Raw genomic sequence first — 20,440 nt, 5'->3', positions numbered from 1 at the left:
AGTATTGTTTTAAAATTTAATTTGCGATTATGCGTAAAATCCTTTTCAGAATTTTAACAAAAAGCCATTGATAGTCATTCATTTGTTCAATAATCCCTAGTAAATTTTCTTTAATTTGTGCTGTGTAGTTAGTCATTAATATACCTCACTGAAGTTATATATCATCAAGGGGCTTCGACGCAAATTTTATAGCTTTTGTCAAGTTTTTTTACATAAAAAATACCCAAGTACTGGTTTAAGTACTTGGGTATTTAATAAGTATTCTAAGGTCAATGTCTTAACTAAATGACATTGAATAAGGAGAGGCTGCATTTGTCAACATCTCCTTATTTCTCTTTTGTTTTATGTTTGGAATTACGTATAACTTTTTATGGAAAAATAATTAAAGCTTAAAATCCAGTAGAACCTGTTACAGTTGCACCTGTAATATTATTTTTGCCGTTGATAGAAGTACAGTTTTGGATAATAGCTTTACCAAATGTTACTTCATAACCTAAAGCAGATGGTTTACCTTTTAAAGGCCAGTTGAAGTTTTTGTCTTTGTTGCTATCAGCTGTGCAGCCAATCATTGTAACAACCCCACTTTGGTTGTTGCGGTCAAATCCAGATTTGTAGTTACCTTTTGCACTACATCCTGTGAGTTTGTGTTTAAGTGGATCAAGATGAGCAGCTTGACCTGGAGTTTTGTTATCTACACCACCAAGTTTGAAGCCATTACCATCTCCTTTGATGCCATTGCAAAGACCATTGTAGTTAGCTTGACAGTTTTTGAATTCTACTGCGCCATGAGCTGCATATAAATCCCAACCGTCATCAGAGTTATATTCAGATTTACAAGATTCAAAGTAGTTTCCTACACCTGAATGAAGTTTAACTGCAAATCCATCAGCATTTTCACCTGTTGCATCCGAATTATGATGTGAATTACAGTTATAGAATTTATTATAAGCACCACCTTCTGATACTTGAATACCTGCATCATGATTGTAAGCAGTTTCTACATTACGGAAAGTATTATTAGAACCTGTAATATAGATACCATTGTCAGAAGCATTGATGATTTTTAAGTATTGCACTGTAGAACCATTTGTAGCGATTGTGAGCCCGCGTCCGCTGCTACCTGAAGTTTGAGAAAAGTCGATTGTACCATTGTTAATACCATGGATTGTAACACCCGCTGGTACTTTAACGGCGCCAGACTTAACAGTCCCATCGATAAGAATTGTTGTACCAGCTGTAGCTTTTGAAAGCGCTGATTGTAAACTTGTGCCACCATTTTTAACAGTAATAGTAGTAGCACCGAAAGTTGCAACTGGTGCGAGTAATAATGAACATACAACAGTAGTACCTAAAACACTAGAAAAAACCTTTTTTAAATTAGTAGCCATAAAAAATTCCTCCTATAAAATTAAGTTAGTTGTAAAACTATTGAAAAACTTTAAGTTACTTAAGAAAAATAATTTGTTCATGTATATATCATAATTAAAAAGTAATTAGAAAGAAATACCAATAATTCATAAATAGACATATAAAAATTGTTCAAAAACACAAGAATTTATGTTAAAAAATAAATAATTGTTTAAAAATACTATTAAAATAACTAATAAAAGAATAAAAGATCATTATATTTGTTGAAAATTTACAATAAAAAGAATTAATAATAAAAACCGTATTTAACAATAAAATTTATAATAGGTCTAAGTGGTTGCGTTACATAATAAATTGATAGAGAGGTATATAAAAAAGATAATTATAATAAAGTTGAAATAGTATATATTTAATTTAGAATAATATGCTATAATGTGAATTATTATAACTAAATAATGCGCATAAAAGCTAAATTAACAAAATTTTGGAGGATGAAGGCATGGAGAGTAAAAAGAAGAAAGTATTAATCATTGGCTCAGGACCTATTATCATTGGGCAAGCCTGTGAATTTGACTATTCAGGTACACAAGCATGTAAGGCACTTCGTAAATTAGGATATGAAATCGTATTAGTAAATTCAAACCCAGCAACTATTATGACAGACCCAGAAACTGCTGATGTAACTTATATTGAACCACTTAATGCAAATCGTCTTGAAGAAATCATTGCTAAGGAATGCCCTGATTGTTTACTTCCTAACTTAGGTGGTCAATCAGGTCTTAACTTATGTTCTGAACTTGATAAATTAGGAATCTTAAAGAAATATAATGTAGAAGTTATTGGGGTACAAGTAGATGCCATTGAACGTGGTGAGGACCGTGTCGAGTTTAAACATATGATGAATAAACTTGGCATTGAAATGGCAAAAAGTAAAGTAGCTTATAGTGTAGAAGAAGCGTTAACAATCGCAGATAGATTAGGGTATCCAGTTGTACTTCGTCCAGCTTATACAATGGGAGGTGCAGGCGGTGGTCTTGTTTATAATAAAGAAGAATTACGTATTGTCTGTGAAAGAGGACTTCAAGCTAGTTTAGTAGGGCAAGTATTAGTTGAAGAATCTATTTTAGGTTGGGAAGAACTTGAACTTGAAGTTGTACGTGATAAAGCAGGAAATATGATTACAGTATGCTTCATTGAAAATATTGACCCACTTGGTGTACATACAGGAGATTCATTCTGCTCAGCACCTATGCTTACAATTAGCGAAGAAGTGCAAAAAGATTTACAACATAAAGCGTATAAAATTGTAGATGCAATTGAAGTAATCGGTGGTACAAACGTACAATTTGCAAGAAATACTGAAACAGGACGCGTCGTTGTTATTGAAATTAATCCAAGAACCTCTCGTTCATCAGCGCTTGCATCTAAAGCAACAGGTTTTCCAATTGCTTTAGTTTCAGCAATGCTTGCTACAGGCTTAACACTTAAAGATATTCCATGTGGTAAATATGGCACACTTGATAAGTATGTACCAGACGGAGATTATGTAGTTATCAAATTCGCACGTTGGGCATTTGAAAAATTCAAAAATGCTGAAGATAAATTAGGTACACAAATGCGTGCAGTAGGGGAAGTTATGAGTATTGGTAAAACATACAAAGAAGCTTTCCAAAAGGCAATTCGTAGTCTTGAAAATGGTCGCTATGGACTGGGTTTTGCAAAAGATTTCAATAGTAAAACAAAAGAAGAATTACTACATATGCTTCATGTACCAACAAGTGAAAGACAATTCATTATGTATGAAGCTTTAAGAAAGGGTGCAACAGTAGAAGAGCTCTTTGAACTTACTAAAATCAAACCTTATTTCATTAAACAAATGAAAGAGCTCGTAGAAGAAGAAAATGTACTTATTTCTCAAAAAGGTGCAGTACCAGCTAAAGAAATGCTCTTAAAAGCAAAACAAGATGGTTTCTCAGACCGTTACTTAGCAAAAATCTTAGAAGTAAATGAAGCTGATGTAAGAGAAAAACGTTTAAGCTATGATATTAAAGAAGCATGGGAAGCGTACACGTAAGTGGTACACCAGATGCAGCTTATTACTATTCTAGCTACAATATTGCAAATGATACTTCTAAAGTAAACACAGAGAAACCTAAAATTATGATTTTAGGTAGTGGCCCTAATCGTATCGGTCAAGGAATCGAATTTGACTACTGCTGTGTACATGCAGCAAAAGCTTTAAAAGAATTAGGCTTTGAAACAATTATGATTAACTGTAACCCAGAAACAGTAAGCACAGACTACGATACATCTGACAAACTTTACTTCGAACCACTTACACTTGAAGAAGTATTAAGTATCCATGAAAAAGAAAAACCACTTGGTGTCATTGCACAATTTGGTGGTCAAACACCGCTTAATTTAGCTGCTGATCTTAAGAAAGCAGGGGTCAATATTTTAGGAACATCACCTGAAACAATCGACTTTGCCGAAGATCGTGATTTATTCAGAGCTATGATGGAAAAATTAGACATTCCTATGCCAGAGTCTGGAATGGCTGTTAATGTAGAAGAAGCTTTAGCAATTGCTGAAAAATCGGTTATCCAGTAATGGTTAGACCATCTTATGTACTTGGTGGACGTGGAATGGAAGTTGTTCATGAACCAGCTAGCCTTGAAGTTTACATGAAAGCTGCTGTAGGTGTAACACCAGATAGACCAATCTTAATTGATAGATTTTTACACAACGCTACAGAATGTGAAGCAGATGCAATTAGTGATGGCGAAAATGTATTTGTACCAGCTGTTATGGAGCATATTGAACTTGCAGGTATCCACTCAGGAGACTCTGCATGTATCTTACCATCTCTTAATATCTCAGAGAAAAATGTAGCGATTATCAAAGACTATACTAAGAAAATTGCAAAAGAAATGAATGTACGTGGTCTTATGAATATGCAATATGCTATCGAAGATGATAAAGTTTATGTACTCGAAGCGAATCCTCGTGCTTCACGTACTGTACCACTTGTATCTAAAGTATGTAATATCAAGATGGTAAAATATGCAACAGATATTGTAACAAGTGAGATTACAAAACGTCCATCACCAGTACCAACATTAAAAGATAAGAAGTTCAGACATCACGGTGTAAAAGAAGCGGTATTCCCATTCAATATGTTCCAAGAAGTAGACCCTATCTTAGGACCTGAAATGCGTTCAACAGGTGAAGTACTCGGTATTTCAGATAACTTCGGAGAAGCTTATTATAAAGCACAAGAAGCAACTCAAACTAAGATTGCCCTTGAAGGAACTGTACTTATTAGTGTTAATGACAGAGACAAAAATGAAGTTGTAGAAGTTGCAAAAGGATTTGCAGACTGTGGATTTAAGATTATTGCCACAGGTGGTACAGCTAAACTCTTAAATGAAAATGGCATTAAAGCAAATAAAATCGATAAATTACAACAAGGTCGTCCAAATATTTTAGATGCTATTACAAATAATGAAGTAGATATTGTCATTAATACACCAGATGATAATAAAGGTGCTGGAGACGATAGTTATATTCGTAAAGCGGCTATTCGTGAACGTGTATTCTATGTGACAACAATGGCAGGCGCTAAAGCAACTATCGAAGGAATTAGAGCCGTTAAAGCTGGTAAAGGTAAAAAAATCAAATCACTTCAAGAATTCCATAGTGAAATCGAGTAAATGGGCATTAAGTAATATACAAGAAGTATAAAATAAAAGATTGGCTACTAGTATATTTTTGTGTATTCACTGGTAGCCAATTTTTTGTGACTTAGTAAATAGGTTAAAAAAATTTAATCATTTATGATTAAAATATAAATAGATTGTGCAAAAAGAACGATTTGAGGTATTATTATAATTTTTTTTGAATATATTGTTATATAAATGAAGGCTTTGATATAATAGTTAGGTAAAGGATGGGGATAAAGAAAGAAGAAGTACATAAATCTTAACAATTAATTTCTAGAATAAGGAGATAAGAACATGGGTGGATTTTTTGGCGTAGCATCAAAAAAGGATTGTGTAGTAGATTTATTTTTTGGAACAGATTATCATTCACATTTAGGAACAAGAAGAGGTGGTATGGCTGTATATGGAGAGAATGGATTTAATAGATCTATTCACAACATCGAAAATGCACCATTCCGTACAAAATTTGAACGTGATGTAGAAGTGTTAAAAGGAAATTTAGGAATTGGTTGTATTTCAGACTATGAACCACAGCCATTACTTGTACAATCACATTTAGGAAGTTTTGCGATTACAACTGTTGGTAAGATTAATAATATTGATGAGCTTGTACAAGAAGCCTATCGCAAAGGTAGCACACATTTTTTAGAAATGAGTGGTGGTAGCATTAATGCGACTGAACTTGTAGCAGCACTTATTAATCAAAAAGATAGTTTAGTAGAAGGAATTCAATATGTACAAGAGGTTGTAGATGGTTCAATGACCATGCTCATTATGACATCTAAAGGTTTATATGGTGCAAGGGATCGTTATGGACGTACACCTGTTATGATTGGTAAAAAAGAAGATGAGGGCTATTGTGTTTCATTTGAAAACTTTGCGTATATGAATTTAGGATACAAAGATTACTATGAACTTGGGCCATCAGAAATCGTATTTGTTACGCCAGAAGGGATGGAAAAAGTAAGTGCACCTCGTGAAGAAATGAAAATTTGTACTTTCTTATGGATTTACTATGGTTATCCAACATCTACATATGAAGGGGTTAACGTAGAAACAATGCGTTACAAATGCGGTGAAATGCTTGCAAGAAGAGATAATGTCAAACCTGATTTAGTAGCAGGTGTACCAGATTCGGGAATAGCACATGCTGTAGGGTATGCTAATGCTTCTGGTATTCCTTTTGCAAGACCATTTATTAAATATACACCAACTTGGTCACGTTCATTTATGCCTACTAATCAAAGTCAACGTAACTTAGTAGCACACATGAAACTCATCCCAGTTGATCCATTAATTAGAGATAAGAGCTTATTATTAATTGATGACTCTATCGTACGTGGTACACAGCTTCGCGAAACAACAGAATTCTTATATGAAAGCGGCGCAAAAGAAGTGCATATTAGACCAGCCTGTCCACCATTATTATATGGCTGTCCATACTTAAACTTCTCACGTTCTAATTCAGATTTAGACCTTATTACAAGACGTATCATCCTAGAACGCGAAGGCGACAAAGCCGATGAAAGAGTAGGCGACTACACAGACCCAGATAGTCAAAACTACAAAGAAATGAACGATGAAATCTGTAAACAACTTAAGTTTACTTCATTAAGATACCATCGCTTAGATGATATGATTGAATCAGTAGGTATTAAACCTTGTAAACTTTGTACTTACTGCTGGAATGGAAAGAAATAAAAGTGTTTGCTAAATAGCTGTCGGGAGTCATGTGTGACCCCAGCTACACCTTCCGTAATTTGTGATATTCTAAGTTCGATAATCAAAGAAACGGTGTGAACTCGCTTCATTACATTTCGCTCAGACAATACACCTAAAACCTCTTTGATTATCTTCTCTAAGAATATCATCAAATTACTACAGAGGTAGACTGGTGTTCCACATGACTCCCTCTTGCTATTTAGAAAACTTTTAAGTGGAAGAGAAAAGAAGGTTAGAGCAAAAACTTCTTTCATTCTCTTCGCTAAGAATAGCATCAAATTACTACAGATATTTTATAATGTTTTTTTTAAGGTTGGGAACAACGCTATTAGGATTGCAAATTATTATGAATGCTTAATAGTACCTAGTGATATTGAAACAAAAAAGAAAATAATACGTGGTTTTGACTATTTAGATATTGGGGCGATAAATTTATATAATGGAGATAAAATAGTTGGTTGTATAGGAATGAAAAGTGATTTGGTCAGTTTTATATGAGTATTTTATTTTTGAGGAAAATGGGGCAGTAATACATACTATGCCATGAAGAAGTGATATCCATACAATTAATGGATATTTATCATTTATCAATAAAAGAAATAGAACATAAAGTTAAAGAAGTACTATTAAAGTGTTTTGTAGATTTAGGTTTAAATTTCAAAGTAGTAAAATTAGATAAGCAACTAAGGGATAAAGAAGTTAGCAAAGGATATAATTGGATATACAAGAAAAGCAATATGAATCAGAGCCATTAATGTATTTTGATAACGGTGTAGCCACTGAGGATGTAAGAATGAAATATTTAAGTTATTATCAGGTTTTGGAGTACTTTTTTAATCGTGTACAAAACTATAAATTATTAGAGCAAATACAGTTAGGTAATTATATTGAAGCGATTCTATCAATCATAAGGAGTTAAAAGAAATTCTAAAGAAATATGTCAATACATTAAGCGAAAGAGAGTCTTTAAAATTAGTTTTAACAAGAGGTATAAATATTGCAATAATAAAGGCATGGATTAGTGAAAATGTGGAGAGAACAGAGCAATATACAAGGTGTTTAAATGATAAAATTAAAATTGATTTAGCAAAGTCAGACGAGAAGATTATTAATAAATTAGCAGAACAAATTTATTATTTTAGATGACTTTTTAAACTTTTTATACCGTCTTTTATAGAAAAAGTTGCAAAATCAACTGGTTTTATGAAATGTCATTCTAAACTTCTACCTGAGACATTTGTAAAAGCAATGTCTTATGGTAAATAGAACTTCTTTTTAAGGTTCTAAAAAGCACTCTTTCCTTAGATAAAATGCATGTAGGTAAAACTAAATATGTAGAAGCAATTCTTTATGGGAAACTTCTAGGAGCATTACTTACAATGCCACTTTATGATAGTGTAGATCAAAACATACTTAAGAATCAGGGGAGAGGCGTAAGTATGCAAATATCACATAGTGTTTGCATCAAAATTTAGAAGGCAAGAAATATATGGAAAACAAAAAAGAGAAATAGGAAAAAGTAGTCTAATGATATTTGAAAAGTTTAGTAGTCTAAAGTATAAATACGGAAATAGACATTTTTTGTGTAGAGGATATTATGTAAGTACGGTTGGTAGAAATAAGCAAGCAATAGAAAGATATATAAAAAATCAATTGCATGAAGATATGATAACAGATCAAATAAGTCTAAAAGAATATACAGACCCTTTTAAGGGTGGCAAGTAGAGGTTCTCATTTCTCTTTTTCTACTAGATAGAGTGTTCAAAGAGAAGCGGGAGTAGCGTCACTACTAATCTACATGTGGAGTAATTTGATGATAGCTTTAGTGAAGATAATCAATGCGTTTTTAAGGCAGGTGTTTGAGCGAATGGAGTGAGTTTCCGCCTGCTACATTGATTATCGAGCTTAGCCTAGCGCGATAAACCGAGCGCTCATAAATTACGGAAGGAGCGCGCTACCCCAACACGCCCCCAGTTTTTCAACTTTGTGTTACTCGAGATATATATCACGAATTAGAGATAAAGTGTGATATATATTACAGAAAAAAATAGTTAGATTGCATATACTAAGGATAGTAGATTTTTTAACAATCCTATAGCCTAAGCATGAAATTTAGGTTATATATATAGTGTGATTGATATAATTTCAAATGGATAAATACATTTGAATGGGATGCATATAATAAAATTAATTGCAAAAATAATGGCAGGCTGAGAAGGAGGCTTTAGAGCATGAAACAAATTCGTACTGAAGATGCCGTGGGACATATACTTTGTCACGATATTACACAGATTATAAAAGATGTTAAAAAGGGTGTAGCTTTTAAGAAGGGGCATGTCGTAAGAGAAGAAGACATTCCTGTACTGCTTTCTATTGGCAAAGAGCATTTATATATTTGGGAAAAAGATGACAATATGCTGCATGAAAATGAGGCGGCAGAAATTTTATATGGTATTTGTCATAATGAAAATATTGCACCTTTGGAAGTGAAAGAGGGTAAGATTGAAGCTGTAGCTCAGTGTGATGGTGTCTTTAAGGTGGATGTAGAACGTTTGATGGATATTAATAGTATTGATCGTGTTATGATTGCCACAAGACATAATAATTCACAGGTTAAAAAGGGTGAGAAATTAGCGGGTACGCGTGTTATTCCTTTAGTGATTGAAAAGGAAACAATGGAGGAAGTTAAAGCCGCAGCTGGAGAGCAGCCTTTGTTACAATTAGTACCTTATATTCATAAGAAAGTTGGGATTGTGACAACTGGAAGTGAAGTTTATAAAGGGCGTATTAAAGATGCTTTTGGGCCAGTGATTCGTCAGAAACTTGCACCTTTTGGGGCGGAAATTTTGGGGCAAGAAATTGTAGATGATAAGGAAGAGATGGTTACAGCAGCTATTGAAAACTTTTTAGCGCAAGGTGCAGATATGATTGTTTGTACAGGAGGCATGAGTGTAGATCCTGATGATGTGACACCGGGTGCGATTAAAGCTACAGGGGCAGAAATCATTTCTTATGGGGCACCAGTTCTTCCAGGAGCTATGTTCCTGCTTGCTTATAAAGGCGATATTCCGATTATGGGACTACCAGGGTGCGTGATGTATGCTGGGGCCACAGTATTTGATTTGGTGCTGCCAAGAACAATGATAGGTGAGAAACTTACAAAGAGAGATTTAGTGAAATTAGGACATGGTGGCTTATGTACAGGATGTAAACCTTGTACTTATCCACATTGCAGTTTTGGAAAAGGAGAATAAGTATGATGAATTTAAGCCTAGAAGAGGCGCAGGCATTACTCCTTGAAAAAATAAAGTATATACCTAAATACGAAGAAAAATTACTTCAAGAAGCTAATGGATGTATATTAGGAGAAGATATTTATGCCCCGATTAACAATCCGCCTTTTGACCGTTCACCTTTAGATGGTTATGCTTTTGCGGCTAAAAGTAGTGAAGGTGCTAGTAAGGAAACACCAGTTCAGCTTAAGGTAATTGGTGAAGTATGCGCTGGGGATTATTTTGAGGGCATGGTGGGAGTAGGTGAAGCTGTTCGCATTATGACTGGCGCGCCTATTCCTAAAGGGTGTGATTGTGTTTTAAGACAAGAAGACACAGATTATGGTGAGGAAGCAGTAGCCATTTATAAAGCACTTAAAGCTTTTGATAACTATTGTTTCACAGGTGAAGATATTAAAGAAGGTACTATGCTGCTTCAAAAAGGTGAAAAATTAAATGCCATTACACTAGGTATCTTAAGTAGTATGGGCATTCAAAAAGTTAAAGTGGCTATGAAACCAAAGATGCTTTTAATTTGTACAGGGGATGAATTAGTTGAAGCTGGCAGCAGCTTATTACCAGGTAAAATTTATAATAGCAATGGTATGATGATGAGCATTTTAGGCAAGACTTTAGGCATGGAAATTTTATGGCAAAAACATGTTGGGGATACAGCAGAGGCGGTAGCTGAAGCAATCAAAGCTTATATTAATGAAGCAGATCTTATTGTCACAACAGGTGGTGTTTCTGTAGGAAAGAAAGACATTATGCATGATGTGATTAAGCTTTTAGATGGTGAGAGGCTATTTTGGCGTTTAGCCATTCAGCCAGGAACACCTGTACTTGGCAGTATCATTTATGATAAACTTATGATTAGCCTATCAGGTAATCCATTTGCAGCACTTGTGAACTTTGAACTCTTAGTAAGACCAGTTTGCAGCGTGCTTCTAGGAGATAAAGAAATTTTGAATAAACATGTAACCGGCCAAATGGTAAGTGAGTTTAAGAAGATGAGTAAGAAAAGACGCTTTATCCGCGCCATGTATGAAGACGGGAAAGTTTATTTAAATCATCAAAATCATGCATCGGGGGCATTATATACCATGAGCTTATGTAACTGTTTAATTGATATTCCAGCAGGCACAGAAAGTCTTAAAATAGATGATAAGGTAAAAGTTATTTTATTACGTGATTGTATGTAATGTATATAAGATGAAAGTAAGCGTCATAGGGTACGTTTGAGGAGCAGTATATGATAGATAAACAAAACAGACAAATTAACTATTTAAGAATATCTGTTACAGATCAGTGTAACTTTAGATGTACTTATTGTATGCCAGAAGAGGGTGTTTCTTGCATTGCAAATGAAGAACGTCTTACTTTTGAAGAGATTCTTAAAATATGTCGTAGTGGCGCCGCATTAGGCATTCAAAAGATTAAAATCACAGGCGGCGAACCGCTTGTAAGAAAGGATTTACCAGTTTTAATCAAACAGATTAAAGAGATTCCTGGAATTGATGAAGTGACTTTAACGACAAATGGCTTTTTATTAGCCGATAAAATTGAAGACTTAGTAAATGCTGGTGTAGACCGCATTAATGTGAGTTTAGATACTTTAAGAAATGATCGTTTTAAAGAAATTACACGTATAGATGGACTTGATAAAGTATTAGCAGGTATTCATAAAGCTATGACTTATCCTCTTAAAAGTCTCAAAATAAATTGTTTAGTTGCAAAATATTTTAATGACGATGAACTCTGTGATTTAGGCAGACTAGCAAAATTTGGGAAGGTAAGTGTGCGATTTATTGAACTTATGCCAATTGGTATGGGACATAAGCTTGAATCAATGTCAAAAGAAAAGATTAAGTTTAAACTTGAAGAAGAATTTGGATTATTAAAGCCATATAGCGGTAAAATGGGTAATGGCCCAGCTAAATACTATGAAATAGAGGCTTTTAAAGGAAAGATTGGATTTATCAGCGCAGTAAGTGAATGTTTCTGCGAAGAATGTAATCGTATTCGCTTAACGGCAGATGGCTTTTTGAAACTTTGTTTACATTCTAAAGAAGGTGTAGATTTAAAACGCCTTTTAAGAGCTGGTATAACACAAGATAAGTTAACACAGGTGATCGCAGAAGCTACGGCAAAAAAGCCAGTACATCATCATTTTAACGACTTAGGAATTAACAATATAGAAGACAAGATTATGGCACAAATTGGAGGCTAAGATGGGTAAAGTAGTAGCAATATGTATTAGTGAAAAACGTGGGACACAAAAAGTAAAAGTTGAAGAGGCAAAATTCATTGAGAATTTCGGGATTGAAAATGATGCCCATGCAGGTAAATGGCATCGTCAAGTAAGTTTGATTTCCAATGAAAAAATTGAAGAATTCAAAGCAAGAGGCGGTAATGTACATCCAGGTGCTTTTGGTGAAAATGTTATCGTAGAAGGAGTTGATTTTAAAAATATGCCAGTAGGTACAATTTTCAAGTGTAATGATGTGGAGCTTGAAATGACACAAATCGGAAAAAAATGTCATACACATTGCGAAATTTATCACCAAGTAGGTGATTGTATTATGCCAAGAGAGGGTGTATTTGCCCGTGTCCTTAAAGGTGGCACGATTAAAGTGGGCGATGAAATGGAGATAAAATAAAATGATTAGAGTTGGAATTATTACAGTAAGTGATAAGGGCTCAAGAGGTGAAAGAGAAGACAAAAGTGGTCCAGTAATCAAAGAGATGGTAGAAGCTCAAGATTTTAAAGTTGTGGATTATATCATTTTACCGGATGAAAGAGATCAGCTTTCCCAAACAATGAAAACTTGGTGTGATGAAAAGCGTGTAGACCTTATTTTAACTACAGGCGGAACAGGATTTGCAAAAAGAGACTGCACACCAGAAGCAACTTTAGATATTGTAGAAAAAAGGGTTCCAGGTATTCCGGAAGCCATGCGTTATTATAGTTTACAAATTACGCCACGCACTATGTTAAGTCGGGCAGCAGCAGGTATTCGAAAGGATACGCTTATTATTAATTTACCAGGCAGCCCTAAAGCAGTTCGTGAGAACTTAGAAGGCATTATGGGAAGCTTACAACATGGTATTGAAATTTTAATAGGTAGTGCATCAGAATGTGCAATGCCAGATCCAAGAAATAATTAATAAAAATATTTTACAAAACTCCCTCTACTTTAAGCTTAGAGTAGGGGGAGTTTTGTGTGCTTTATTATTAAAAATATTAATAATAAATGGCAAATAATAATGACAATCTAAGGTTTAAATGATAATATTTAATAAAAGATATAATATGTAGAATATTAGTGTAATAAGAGAAATTTTTAAAAATTAAATATCATGAAAGGGAAATAAGATGTTAAATGAAAAATATTATCCTTTTGAAAGAAATCATTATTATTACGGGAAGCTCCTTACAGCAAAAGATTTTGAAGATGAGCAAATATATTTAAACAATAAGAGGCGATTAATCAATAGATTATTAGGTGGATGTGGAATTGTATGTGGTTTAAATGTCTATACACCGGATAACGAATCTATTGTTATAGAAACAGGACTTGCTATAGATGAGAGTGGAAGAGAAATATTAGTAGATGAACCTCTTATAAAAAAACTTGTAACTTTTGAAGGTATCGATGAAATACAAGGGGAAGAGGTTTATTTAGGTATTAAATATGACGAAGAAGGTACGGAAAAAATTTATGCTCCAATGAGTGAGGCAGAAAGCAGTCAGCATACGATTCATAATAAAATCAAAGAGAAATATAAAATCTTCTTAATAGAAGAAGGAAAAATACATAAACCTTTAAGTTTATTAGAAAGATACATTGAAGAAAAAATACTGTATGCAGATGAAGAAATGCAGATTAAACAATACACACCACGTTATGCAAGTAATCATCAACCTTTGAAGGTGAAGGTAGTATTAGAGAAGTTAGCGGGATTACAAAAAGAATATAATATAAGTTATAGTTTACAATTACAAGGATTTAGAGAAGGGGGCGGAAAAAGGCAAGTAGACGTGGTATTTGAAGGCTGTAAACTTAAAACAGGTGAAAAAGTTGTAAAAGAGTATGTATTAAAGCCAGAGAAATGTTTAGATAATAATTTACAGTTTTACATTAATAAAGAGAGTTTCAATTTGACAAGCCATGGCATGCATCGTCATGTATTAGAAGAAAGTGTAAGATTTAATCTTATTGTAAAAAGCACACCAATATGGGAATGGTGCAATGAAGTTTATTATAATCAATCTTTAGATATGCTTAAAACAGAAGGGTCAGAAATCTATTTGGCTAAGATTAAGCTTGTACATGGGCTTAATAAATGGACTATTGAACAGATTGATACAAGGCCGTTTAAACAGTATGTATATCATGCGAGACAATGTATGATTAATCAGCAGATTGAAGAATATTATAAAGAACAGGAAACGGTGCCAGCAGAAAACTATAAACAGGAGACTTATGATGCTGCTTTAAATAGTTTAGGTGATTCTTTTAATAGTCAAGATTACTTTTCAACAGGCATAGTGGAAATTCCAGTGGGATCAAATAGTCATGTGAAGGAAACAATTATCTCAGATGAAATTATGCATGGTTTAGGACCTGGAACAGCTTATATTGAAATAGGTGTGGAATATATTAAAGAAGAAGCAGATAGTAGCGAAATTATTCTAGGGGATGCCTCTTTATTTAATCATATAAATGAAAAGATCGTTAAATTTAAACATGGTATTAGAATTTTTAAGGAGAAAGGAACCTTTGAAATTGCGATAAAATTGGAGGAAACTATAAAATTATCAGCAATGCGTGTAAGATGGTATGCTTTTAAGCTACCTGAAAAAAATGGACAAGCTGTGCAAAAGAATTTAGAAGGACGCATGATGATTGCAAATCCTGATACAGTAGTCATTGCACCTCATGAAACAGTAAGTTTTAGTGCAATATTCTTTAATATGGAAGCAGTTCCTTGTCAGTATGAAGTATTTGAAGAAGGTGGTGGTACAATCACTAATATGGGTGTTTATACAGCGCCGGCTCAGGAAGGTGTTTATACTATTCAAATACAAACTTTATCTGATAATAAAATGACAGCTCAAGCCTTTGTTGTAGTAGATGCCAGTAAGAAAGCCTTAAATAAGGAAGTTTAAATTTAAGGGGGAGAAGCGATGATTTATACTGCTGATTATACTTTGGAGATACGGCGTGTTGTATTAGAGAACGAAGTGAATACAGTTTATATATGTAGTGATAAACGTAGCTTAGACAGAGTACTTTACACATGTATTTGTGTAAGTCAAATGCATCTTCAAAAAAGGATTCTTGCTGAAGTAATGCAGGGTGGACTTTTTAAAAATAATAGAGACTATAAAGGGCATTTCATATATGAAGGAACATTGAATTTACTTTTTACTTACCAAAAAGAACAATTAATGCAAACTTATATGGACTTATATATTGATACTTTTAAAAAGAAAAAATTATTATGTAAGAAGTTAGTAGGGTTATGTCAGACATTAGAAATCGATGGAAGATGGCTGTCACTACTTTTAAAACCTAATTGCATGAACTTAAATAAAGATGGCAGTATTTATTTTAACTATTTCGTTGATCTTAGGCCTCTAGTTTATAAAAATAATACCAGTGAAACACTGGTATTTAAATTATTGGGCGAACAAATTTTAGTATTTTAGCAGATGAATATAGCCAGGAATATGAGATTAAAAAAAATACTAAAGCGTTAGAGGTATTTCAAAAGAAAATGATTTATGGTTTTAAAAGTTATAAGGAACTGTACATGTGTTTAAATCAATTACCAGATGAGCTTGCTAAGAAAGAAGACCTTAGAGAATGGCTGATTATAAGAAAAGAGGAGGCAGGGGAAAATTTTAAGAAGTATGGTTTAAATGCGATGATGTGGCTTCTCATTTTGATTGCAGGGGCTTGTGGCTTTAAAGTGATGCGGTCAAAACAAGATGTAAAGCCTGTAAGCAGTTATACGTATAAAGAGCTATATCATATTGGTAATGTGGTATATCAGCAAGAGGAGGAGGGAAAATGAAAGGAGTCGAAAAGTGGAGCCAGCAAATTAAGAGCTTTTTAATAGATTTATTAAAGCATATGAAAAAGCTGATTATTATTAATATATGTCTGGCAGTAGTATTAAGTATAATTTGGGCTTTTGCAGAGGTTTATATTGATACCCCTTCTTTTGAAAATCGTGTGGAGTGCTTAAGCAGTACGCCGGAAGATATTTGTATGACACTTAATTCTGGAAGCAGGGAGTATATTATCAAGTTAAATCAGAATCTAGATGTCAATTATTTATATAGTGAAAATAAGATTAAGCAAAATGAACTCTTACAAATAGAAGATATTGCAAGTGATATGGCCCATAATATTTACTTACTTACGACCATCACAAATGTAAAGAATCATGAAGTAAAGCAGCAAATCATCAAACTAAGTACAGGATTTTTAAAAAGTAGTCATAAGAAAATATTAGTAGAATGTCTAGAGCCGTCTATTGTATTTAGTAAACTTAATGTTAGTGAAGATGAGGGACAGTTACAATTTAATATTTTGGGTATAAAAAAGGAAAATAATAATTTATGCAGGCAAAAATGGGTACAGCAAACACGTGCAAATACTTTAATTAAAACAATTGATAAAAGTTATAAGATGCCTACTCATGAGAAGTTACATAGTTTATTTAGTGTATATAAAGAAGTAGGTGGCATCACAGATCAAGGAGAATTATATATTAGCAAAAGTGATAGGCTGAGTAAGGTACCTATAGATGGTAAAGAAACAGTTGATTATCATATACTTTCAGCTCAGGTGGATTGGGATAATAACTTATATGTTGCAGTAGAGGAAACGGGAGATATTCGTAGGATTAATGTTGTAACCAATAAGAGCCAATTAATGTTTTGGGGACGAGAAATTTTTAAGGGAAGTACAACAAATTATAGCAGCTGTTATAAGATGGCGTATCAGATGAAGAAAAGTTTAGTAGCTGTCACAAGTGAGGAAGAAGCAAAGCATGTACAGATATTTGTAACGAATAATGGAGGGAAAGATGCAATTAGCGCTGTCACATTAAGATTATCTCCGGTAACAGTTTTGAGATTAATTGCTTATACTATATTGCCGTTATTCTTAAGTCTTTTAGTAATGGTTGCTATAATTATTGTTTTAATGTATTTTATTCAAAATAGCCCTTATGTTTTTATAAGGCTCACATGTTATATTGTCCCTATAGTTGTGGTCAGCATTATAGTTTTTTCAGTAGGGGTTATTCATCTTTATACGCTGCAAGTAGAAAATGATAATCGTAAGGATATAAAAAGCACAAGTGAATTATTATTAAGTGGCATTAACACAGAAAAGGTGGAAGACCTATGGTATAAAAAAGGTAGAGTAGAAGAAAATGAACTCAGCAAAATTTTGTTAAATGATGCGGTATCCACAAGATTAATCTTAGTAAAAGATGAGACATTACTGATTACAATGGATGATGAGATTCCTAACTATTATGCGCTGAAACATTACACAAGTCCTAGTGAATATGCTCAGTATAAGGCAGTTATTAACTCGGGAATGCCTCTAGAGAAGGGAAATGTGATTTATAAGGAAGGAAGACACTTGGTTAGGTTACTACCTATTAAAAATAGTAATCAAGAAGTGGAAGCTATTTTAGAGGTAGGTGAGAATTTTCTTTATGGAAAAACACAAATACAAGCGTTTATTAAGCGAATAATTAGATTAATTATATATATTGCACTAATCATTATAGTAGTTGTAAGTTTGGTCATTAAACAAACATTAGTACCTCTTAAGAAAATAGAGGGATGTTTGAAGTCTTGGAAAGAACAAGAGAAAGCCGAGCATTTACAAAGCTATGGGTATGATGAATTTGCTAATATCAGTAAAATACTCAATACGCTTATAGCAGAAAAAGTTTCAAATCAATATGATTTAAATGAAATTACTAAACATTACTATAGTTTTGTACCGAAGAAGTTTTTTGGCTTATTAGAGAAAAATAGTATTCAAGAAATGACAGTGGGAACCTATAAACAAATGAATAAACCTATCGCAATTACATCCTATCGTTATTTAAATATACTGGAGCAAACGGTAAGTGGAGTAGCGCAAATTATGAATGATAATTTTAGAATTATTAATAAGACAGTAGGAAAATATGATGGTGTATTAAATATTGAACATAGGTATTTCTTTGATGTAACAGCACTTTACGATGAGCCTCATAAGGCATTAGAAGCAAGTTTTATTATTCATGAAAAGTTAAATAAGAATAATAAGGTTGCAGGTATATTAAGGGAAAATATGCAGCAAGTCACATTACTTGATCAGCTAGATATAAGATTAGAACTAGCTGGTGAAATGGATAGAGTAAAACCTGTTTTCCTAGCATATCGTTTAGAATGGCTTTATGGATTTTTACCTTTATTTAGAAAGATGGCATGTAATATTATTGCAACCAAAGAATATATAGAGCAGATACAAGAGAGTTATAAATGTCGTTATATAGGTTATGTATTAGGGCCTAGCAATGAAAAGGTAGATTTATATGATTATTATGAGGGCGATATAAAAGAAGTAAGACAGGCCAAAGAAAGCACACAAGACCAATTTGAAATGGCACTTGATTACTTTTATAAAGCAGATTTTCCTAATGCTAGAAATTGGTTTTTACAGGTTATTAAAGAAAATAAATTAGATGAAATAGCAAAATGGTATCTTACAAAGTGCAATAGCTTTGTATCTAAAGAAACGAAGGTACAAGATATGGCTTTATTAATATACGATGAAAGCTTGAATAGGGCATAAGGAGGTGGGAAAATGAAAGATTTTCTAGGCATTATGCCTACAAGTGAAGAAGATTATATCACAATTGGTAATTGGATGATTGCAAAGAAAGTTGTGATGTTATTCATAATCTTATTGAGCCTCCTTGGAATTGGTTATTTTGTTTATATAGGGCGTGCGATTCCTGTAAGTTTAGAAATAGTAGAGAAGGTCTTTTATTATAATGACAATGACCTTGAAACTTATACTGGACAAGCTAAAATTCTAAAATCAGTAAATGGAAAAGATCAAGTGGTTTATAAAGGTGATATTGTAGAAGGTAAGTGCACAGGACATGGTAAAGTCTATGATTTAGAAAAAAAACTGATTTATGAGGGAGAGCTTGTAGAAAATAGTTATGAAGGTAAAGGGACTTTATATGGCGCCAATGGTATGCATTATGAAGGAGACTTTGTAGCAGGCCGAAAAGAGGGACAAGGTAAATTATACAATAAGAATAATGAGCTGATTTATGAAGGACAATTTAGTAAAAATCTCTATGATGGTATAGGTACATTATATAATAAAATAACGGGTGAATGGTATACAGGCGCTTTTAAAGAAGGTGTAAAAGAAGGCGCAGGCGTTTTATATAATAAAAAAAGCCAAGTAATCTTTGAGGGGACTTATAAAAACAATTTGTTTTCTGGAGAGGCCTTGCGTTATTGGAATAATAAGTATATGTATGTAGGTAATTATACTCATGGTCAAAGAGAAGGTATGGGTAAGGAATATAACCAAGAAGGACAGCTTGTCTATGAGGGCATGCTGTCTATGGGCAAACGTCATGGGCAAGGCATTGAGTATGATGGCATGGAAAATAATAAGGTTTATGAAGGTGAATTTCTGCAAGGGCTAAGGCAAGGAAAAGGTATTTTATATGATGCAGCCCATAAAGCCATTGTAGAGGGTCAGTTTTTTAAGGGACAAATTGATTACAATACTTATTTAGGTGAAAAAATGCCAGTTATTCAAGAAGTCTTTAAAGAAAAAACTGGGAAATATATGGCTGATTTGCAAAATGCTTATTTCTATCCAGAAGCAGGCATTGCCATTATAACAAGGATAGAAGCACAGCAAGAAGAAATCATACAATTAGAAAAAGTTATAAAAGTGGAAGAAAGTACAGTAGTTGAAGAAGCATTGGGCCAAAGCGCAATCAGTGATGGAGAAGGAATTCAAGATGAGATAGGCAGCGAAGAAGGGCTAACTTCAGAAAATGAAGTTGTAGAAAAGATAATTATATTTAATAAGTTAGAGGAATTACCAGAAGGACTAGAACTTGTAGCAGAAGGCAACTATGGATTGAATTTTATAACAAGTTTAGAAGGAAAGATAGTTTCTAAGAAATTTATAGATTTTAATAAGTTATCACAAAAATATTTTATAAAAAGGTTTATGAAACAAAGCTTCTAAAATATGAAATGGTTTATGAAAGTCAAAAGATGCTGCAGCCCCT

The 20,440-nt window shown here is 33.3% G+C and carries 15 protein-coding genes and 1 pseudogene; 15 read left to right on the top strand and 1 reads right to left on the bottom strand.

Going from position 1 to position 20,440, the window contains the following annotated elements; all coding sequences use genetic code 11:
• Window positions 1-389: 389 nt before the first annotated feature.
• Entirely contained in the window at window positions 390-1,388 is a 999-nt protein-coding gene (locus JCM14822_RS07650) for a right-handed parallel beta-helix repeat-containing protein (RefSeq protein WP_054741157.1), read from the bottom strand.
• A gap of 479 nt (window positions 1,389-1,867) precedes the next feature.
• On the opposite strand from JCM14822_RS07650, the pseudogene carB reads away from it, so the two are divergent.
• The 15 genes and pseudogenes from carB (at window position 1,868) to JCM14822_RS07575 (ending at window position 20,397) form a co-directional block, all read left to right on the top strand.
• Window positions 1,868-5,081 (top strand): annotated as a pseudogene (carB, locus tag JCM14822_RS24485) (carbamoyl-phosphate synthase large subunit).
• A gap of 303 nt (window positions 5,082-5,384) precedes the next feature.
• Window positions 5,385-6,791, top strand: coding sequence for an amidophosphoribosyltransferase (locus JCM14822_RS07640; RefSeq protein WP_054741155.1), 1,407 nt, complete (start codon window positions 5,385-5,387; stop codon window positions 6,789-6,791).
• Between the two features lie 736 nt (window positions 6,792-7,527).
• Window positions 7,528-7,731: a hypothetical protein gene (locus JCM14822_RS20130; protein WP_157047676.1), complete on the top strand. Its 204-nt coding sequence runs from the start codon at window positions 7,528-7,530 to the stop codon at window positions 7,729-7,731.
• A 391-nt stretch (window positions 7,732-8,122) separates the two neighbouring features.
• The gene (locus JCM14822_RS20125) at window positions 8,123-8,287 is read left to right on the top strand and encodes a hypothetical protein (RefSeq protein ID WP_157047675.1); all 165 of its coding nucleotides are present in this window, start codon (window positions 8,123-8,125) and stop codon (window positions 8,285-8,287) included.
• The gene (locus JCM14822_RS07625) at window positions 8,265-8,537 is read left to right on the top strand and encodes an IS200/IS605 family transposase (RefSeq protein ID WP_054741148.1); all 273 of its coding nucleotides are present in this window, start codon (window positions 8,265-8,267) and stop codon (window positions 8,535-8,537) included. The genes JCM14822_RS20125 and JCM14822_RS07625 overlap by 23 nt, the downstream gene beginning before the upstream one ends.
• A gap of 506 nt (window positions 8,538-9,043) precedes the next feature.
• The gene (locus tag JCM14822_RS07620; protein WP_054741147.1) at window positions 9,044-10,066 is read left to right on the top strand and encodes a molybdopterin-binding protein; all 1,023 of its coding nucleotides are present in this window, start codon (window positions 9,044-9,046) and stop codon (window positions 10,064-10,066) included.
• Between the two features lie 2 nt (window positions 10,067-10,068).
• Window positions 10,069-11,286 carry a molybdopterin molybdotransferase MoeA gene (locus tag JCM14822_RS07615; RefSeq protein WP_054741145.1) on the top strand — a complete coding sequence of 406 codons (1,218 nt, stop codon included), beginning with the start codon at window positions 10,069-10,071 and terminating at the stop codon, window positions 11,284-11,286.
• 50 nt (window positions 11,287-11,336) lie between these two features.
• Entirely contained in the window at window positions 11,337-12,314 is a 978-nt protein-coding gene (gene moaA, locus JCM14822_RS07610; RefSeq protein WP_054741143.1) for a GTP 3',8-cyclase MoaA, read from the top strand.
• A 1-nt stretch (window position 12,315) separates the two neighbouring features.
• Window positions 12,316-12,744 carry an MOSC domain-containing protein gene (locus JCM14822_RS07605; protein WP_054741141.1) on the top strand — a complete coding sequence of 143 codons (429 nt, stop codon included), beginning with the start codon at window positions 12,316-12,318 and terminating at the stop codon, window positions 12,742-12,744.
• A gap of 1 nt (window position 12,745) precedes the next feature.
• Window positions 12,746-13,252 carry a molybdopterin adenylyltransferase gene (gene mog, locus JCM14822_RS07600; protein WP_054741138.1) on the top strand — a complete coding sequence of 169 codons (507 nt, stop codon included), beginning with the start codon at window positions 12,746-12,748 and terminating at the stop codon, window positions 13,250-13,252.
• A 208-nt stretch (window positions 13,253-13,460) separates the two neighbouring features.
• Complete coding sequence (locus tag JCM14822_RS07595; protein ID WP_054741136.1) at window positions 13,461-15,257, top strand: hypothetical protein; 1,797 nt, start codon at window positions 13,461-13,463, stop codon at window positions 15,255-15,257.
• An 18-nt stretch (window positions 15,258-15,275) separates the two neighbouring features.
• Window positions 15,276-15,800, top strand: a complete 525-nt coding sequence (locus JCM14822_RS07590; protein WP_054741135.1) for a hypothetical protein — start codon at window positions 15,276-15,278, stop codon at window positions 15,798-15,800.
• A 68-nt stretch (window positions 15,801-15,868) separates the two neighbouring features.
• Window positions 15,869-16,168, top strand: coding sequence for a hypothetical protein (locus tag JCM14822_RS07585; protein ID WP_054741133.1), 300 nt, complete (start codon window positions 15,869-15,871; stop codon window positions 16,166-16,168).
• The gene (locus JCM14822_RS07580) at window positions 16,165-18,963 is read left to right on the top strand and encodes a hypothetical protein (protein WP_054741131.1); all 2,799 of its coding nucleotides are present in this window, start codon (window positions 16,165-16,167) and stop codon (window positions 18,961-18,963) included. The genes JCM14822_RS07585 and JCM14822_RS07580 overlap by 4 nt, the downstream gene beginning before the upstream one ends.
• A gap of 12 nt (window positions 18,964-18,975) precedes the next feature.
• On the top strand, window positions 18,976-20,397 hold the full coding sequence (locus JCM14822_RS07575; protein ID WP_054741129.1) for an MORN repeat-containing protein: 1,422 nt from the start codon (window positions 18,976-18,978) through the stop codon (window positions 20,395-20,397).
• The last annotated feature ends 43 nt before the right edge of the window (window positions 20,398-20,440 follow it).

Source organism: Cellulosilyticum ruminicola JCM 14822 (assembly GCF_001311925.1).
Lineage (GTDB): Bacteria > Bacillota > Clostridia > Lachnospirales > Cellulosilyticaceae > Cellulosilyticum > Cellulosilyticum ruminicola.
The sequence above is the reverse complement of the archived record's forward strand: the minus strand, read 5'-3'. Positions and strand labels throughout refer to the sequence as shown.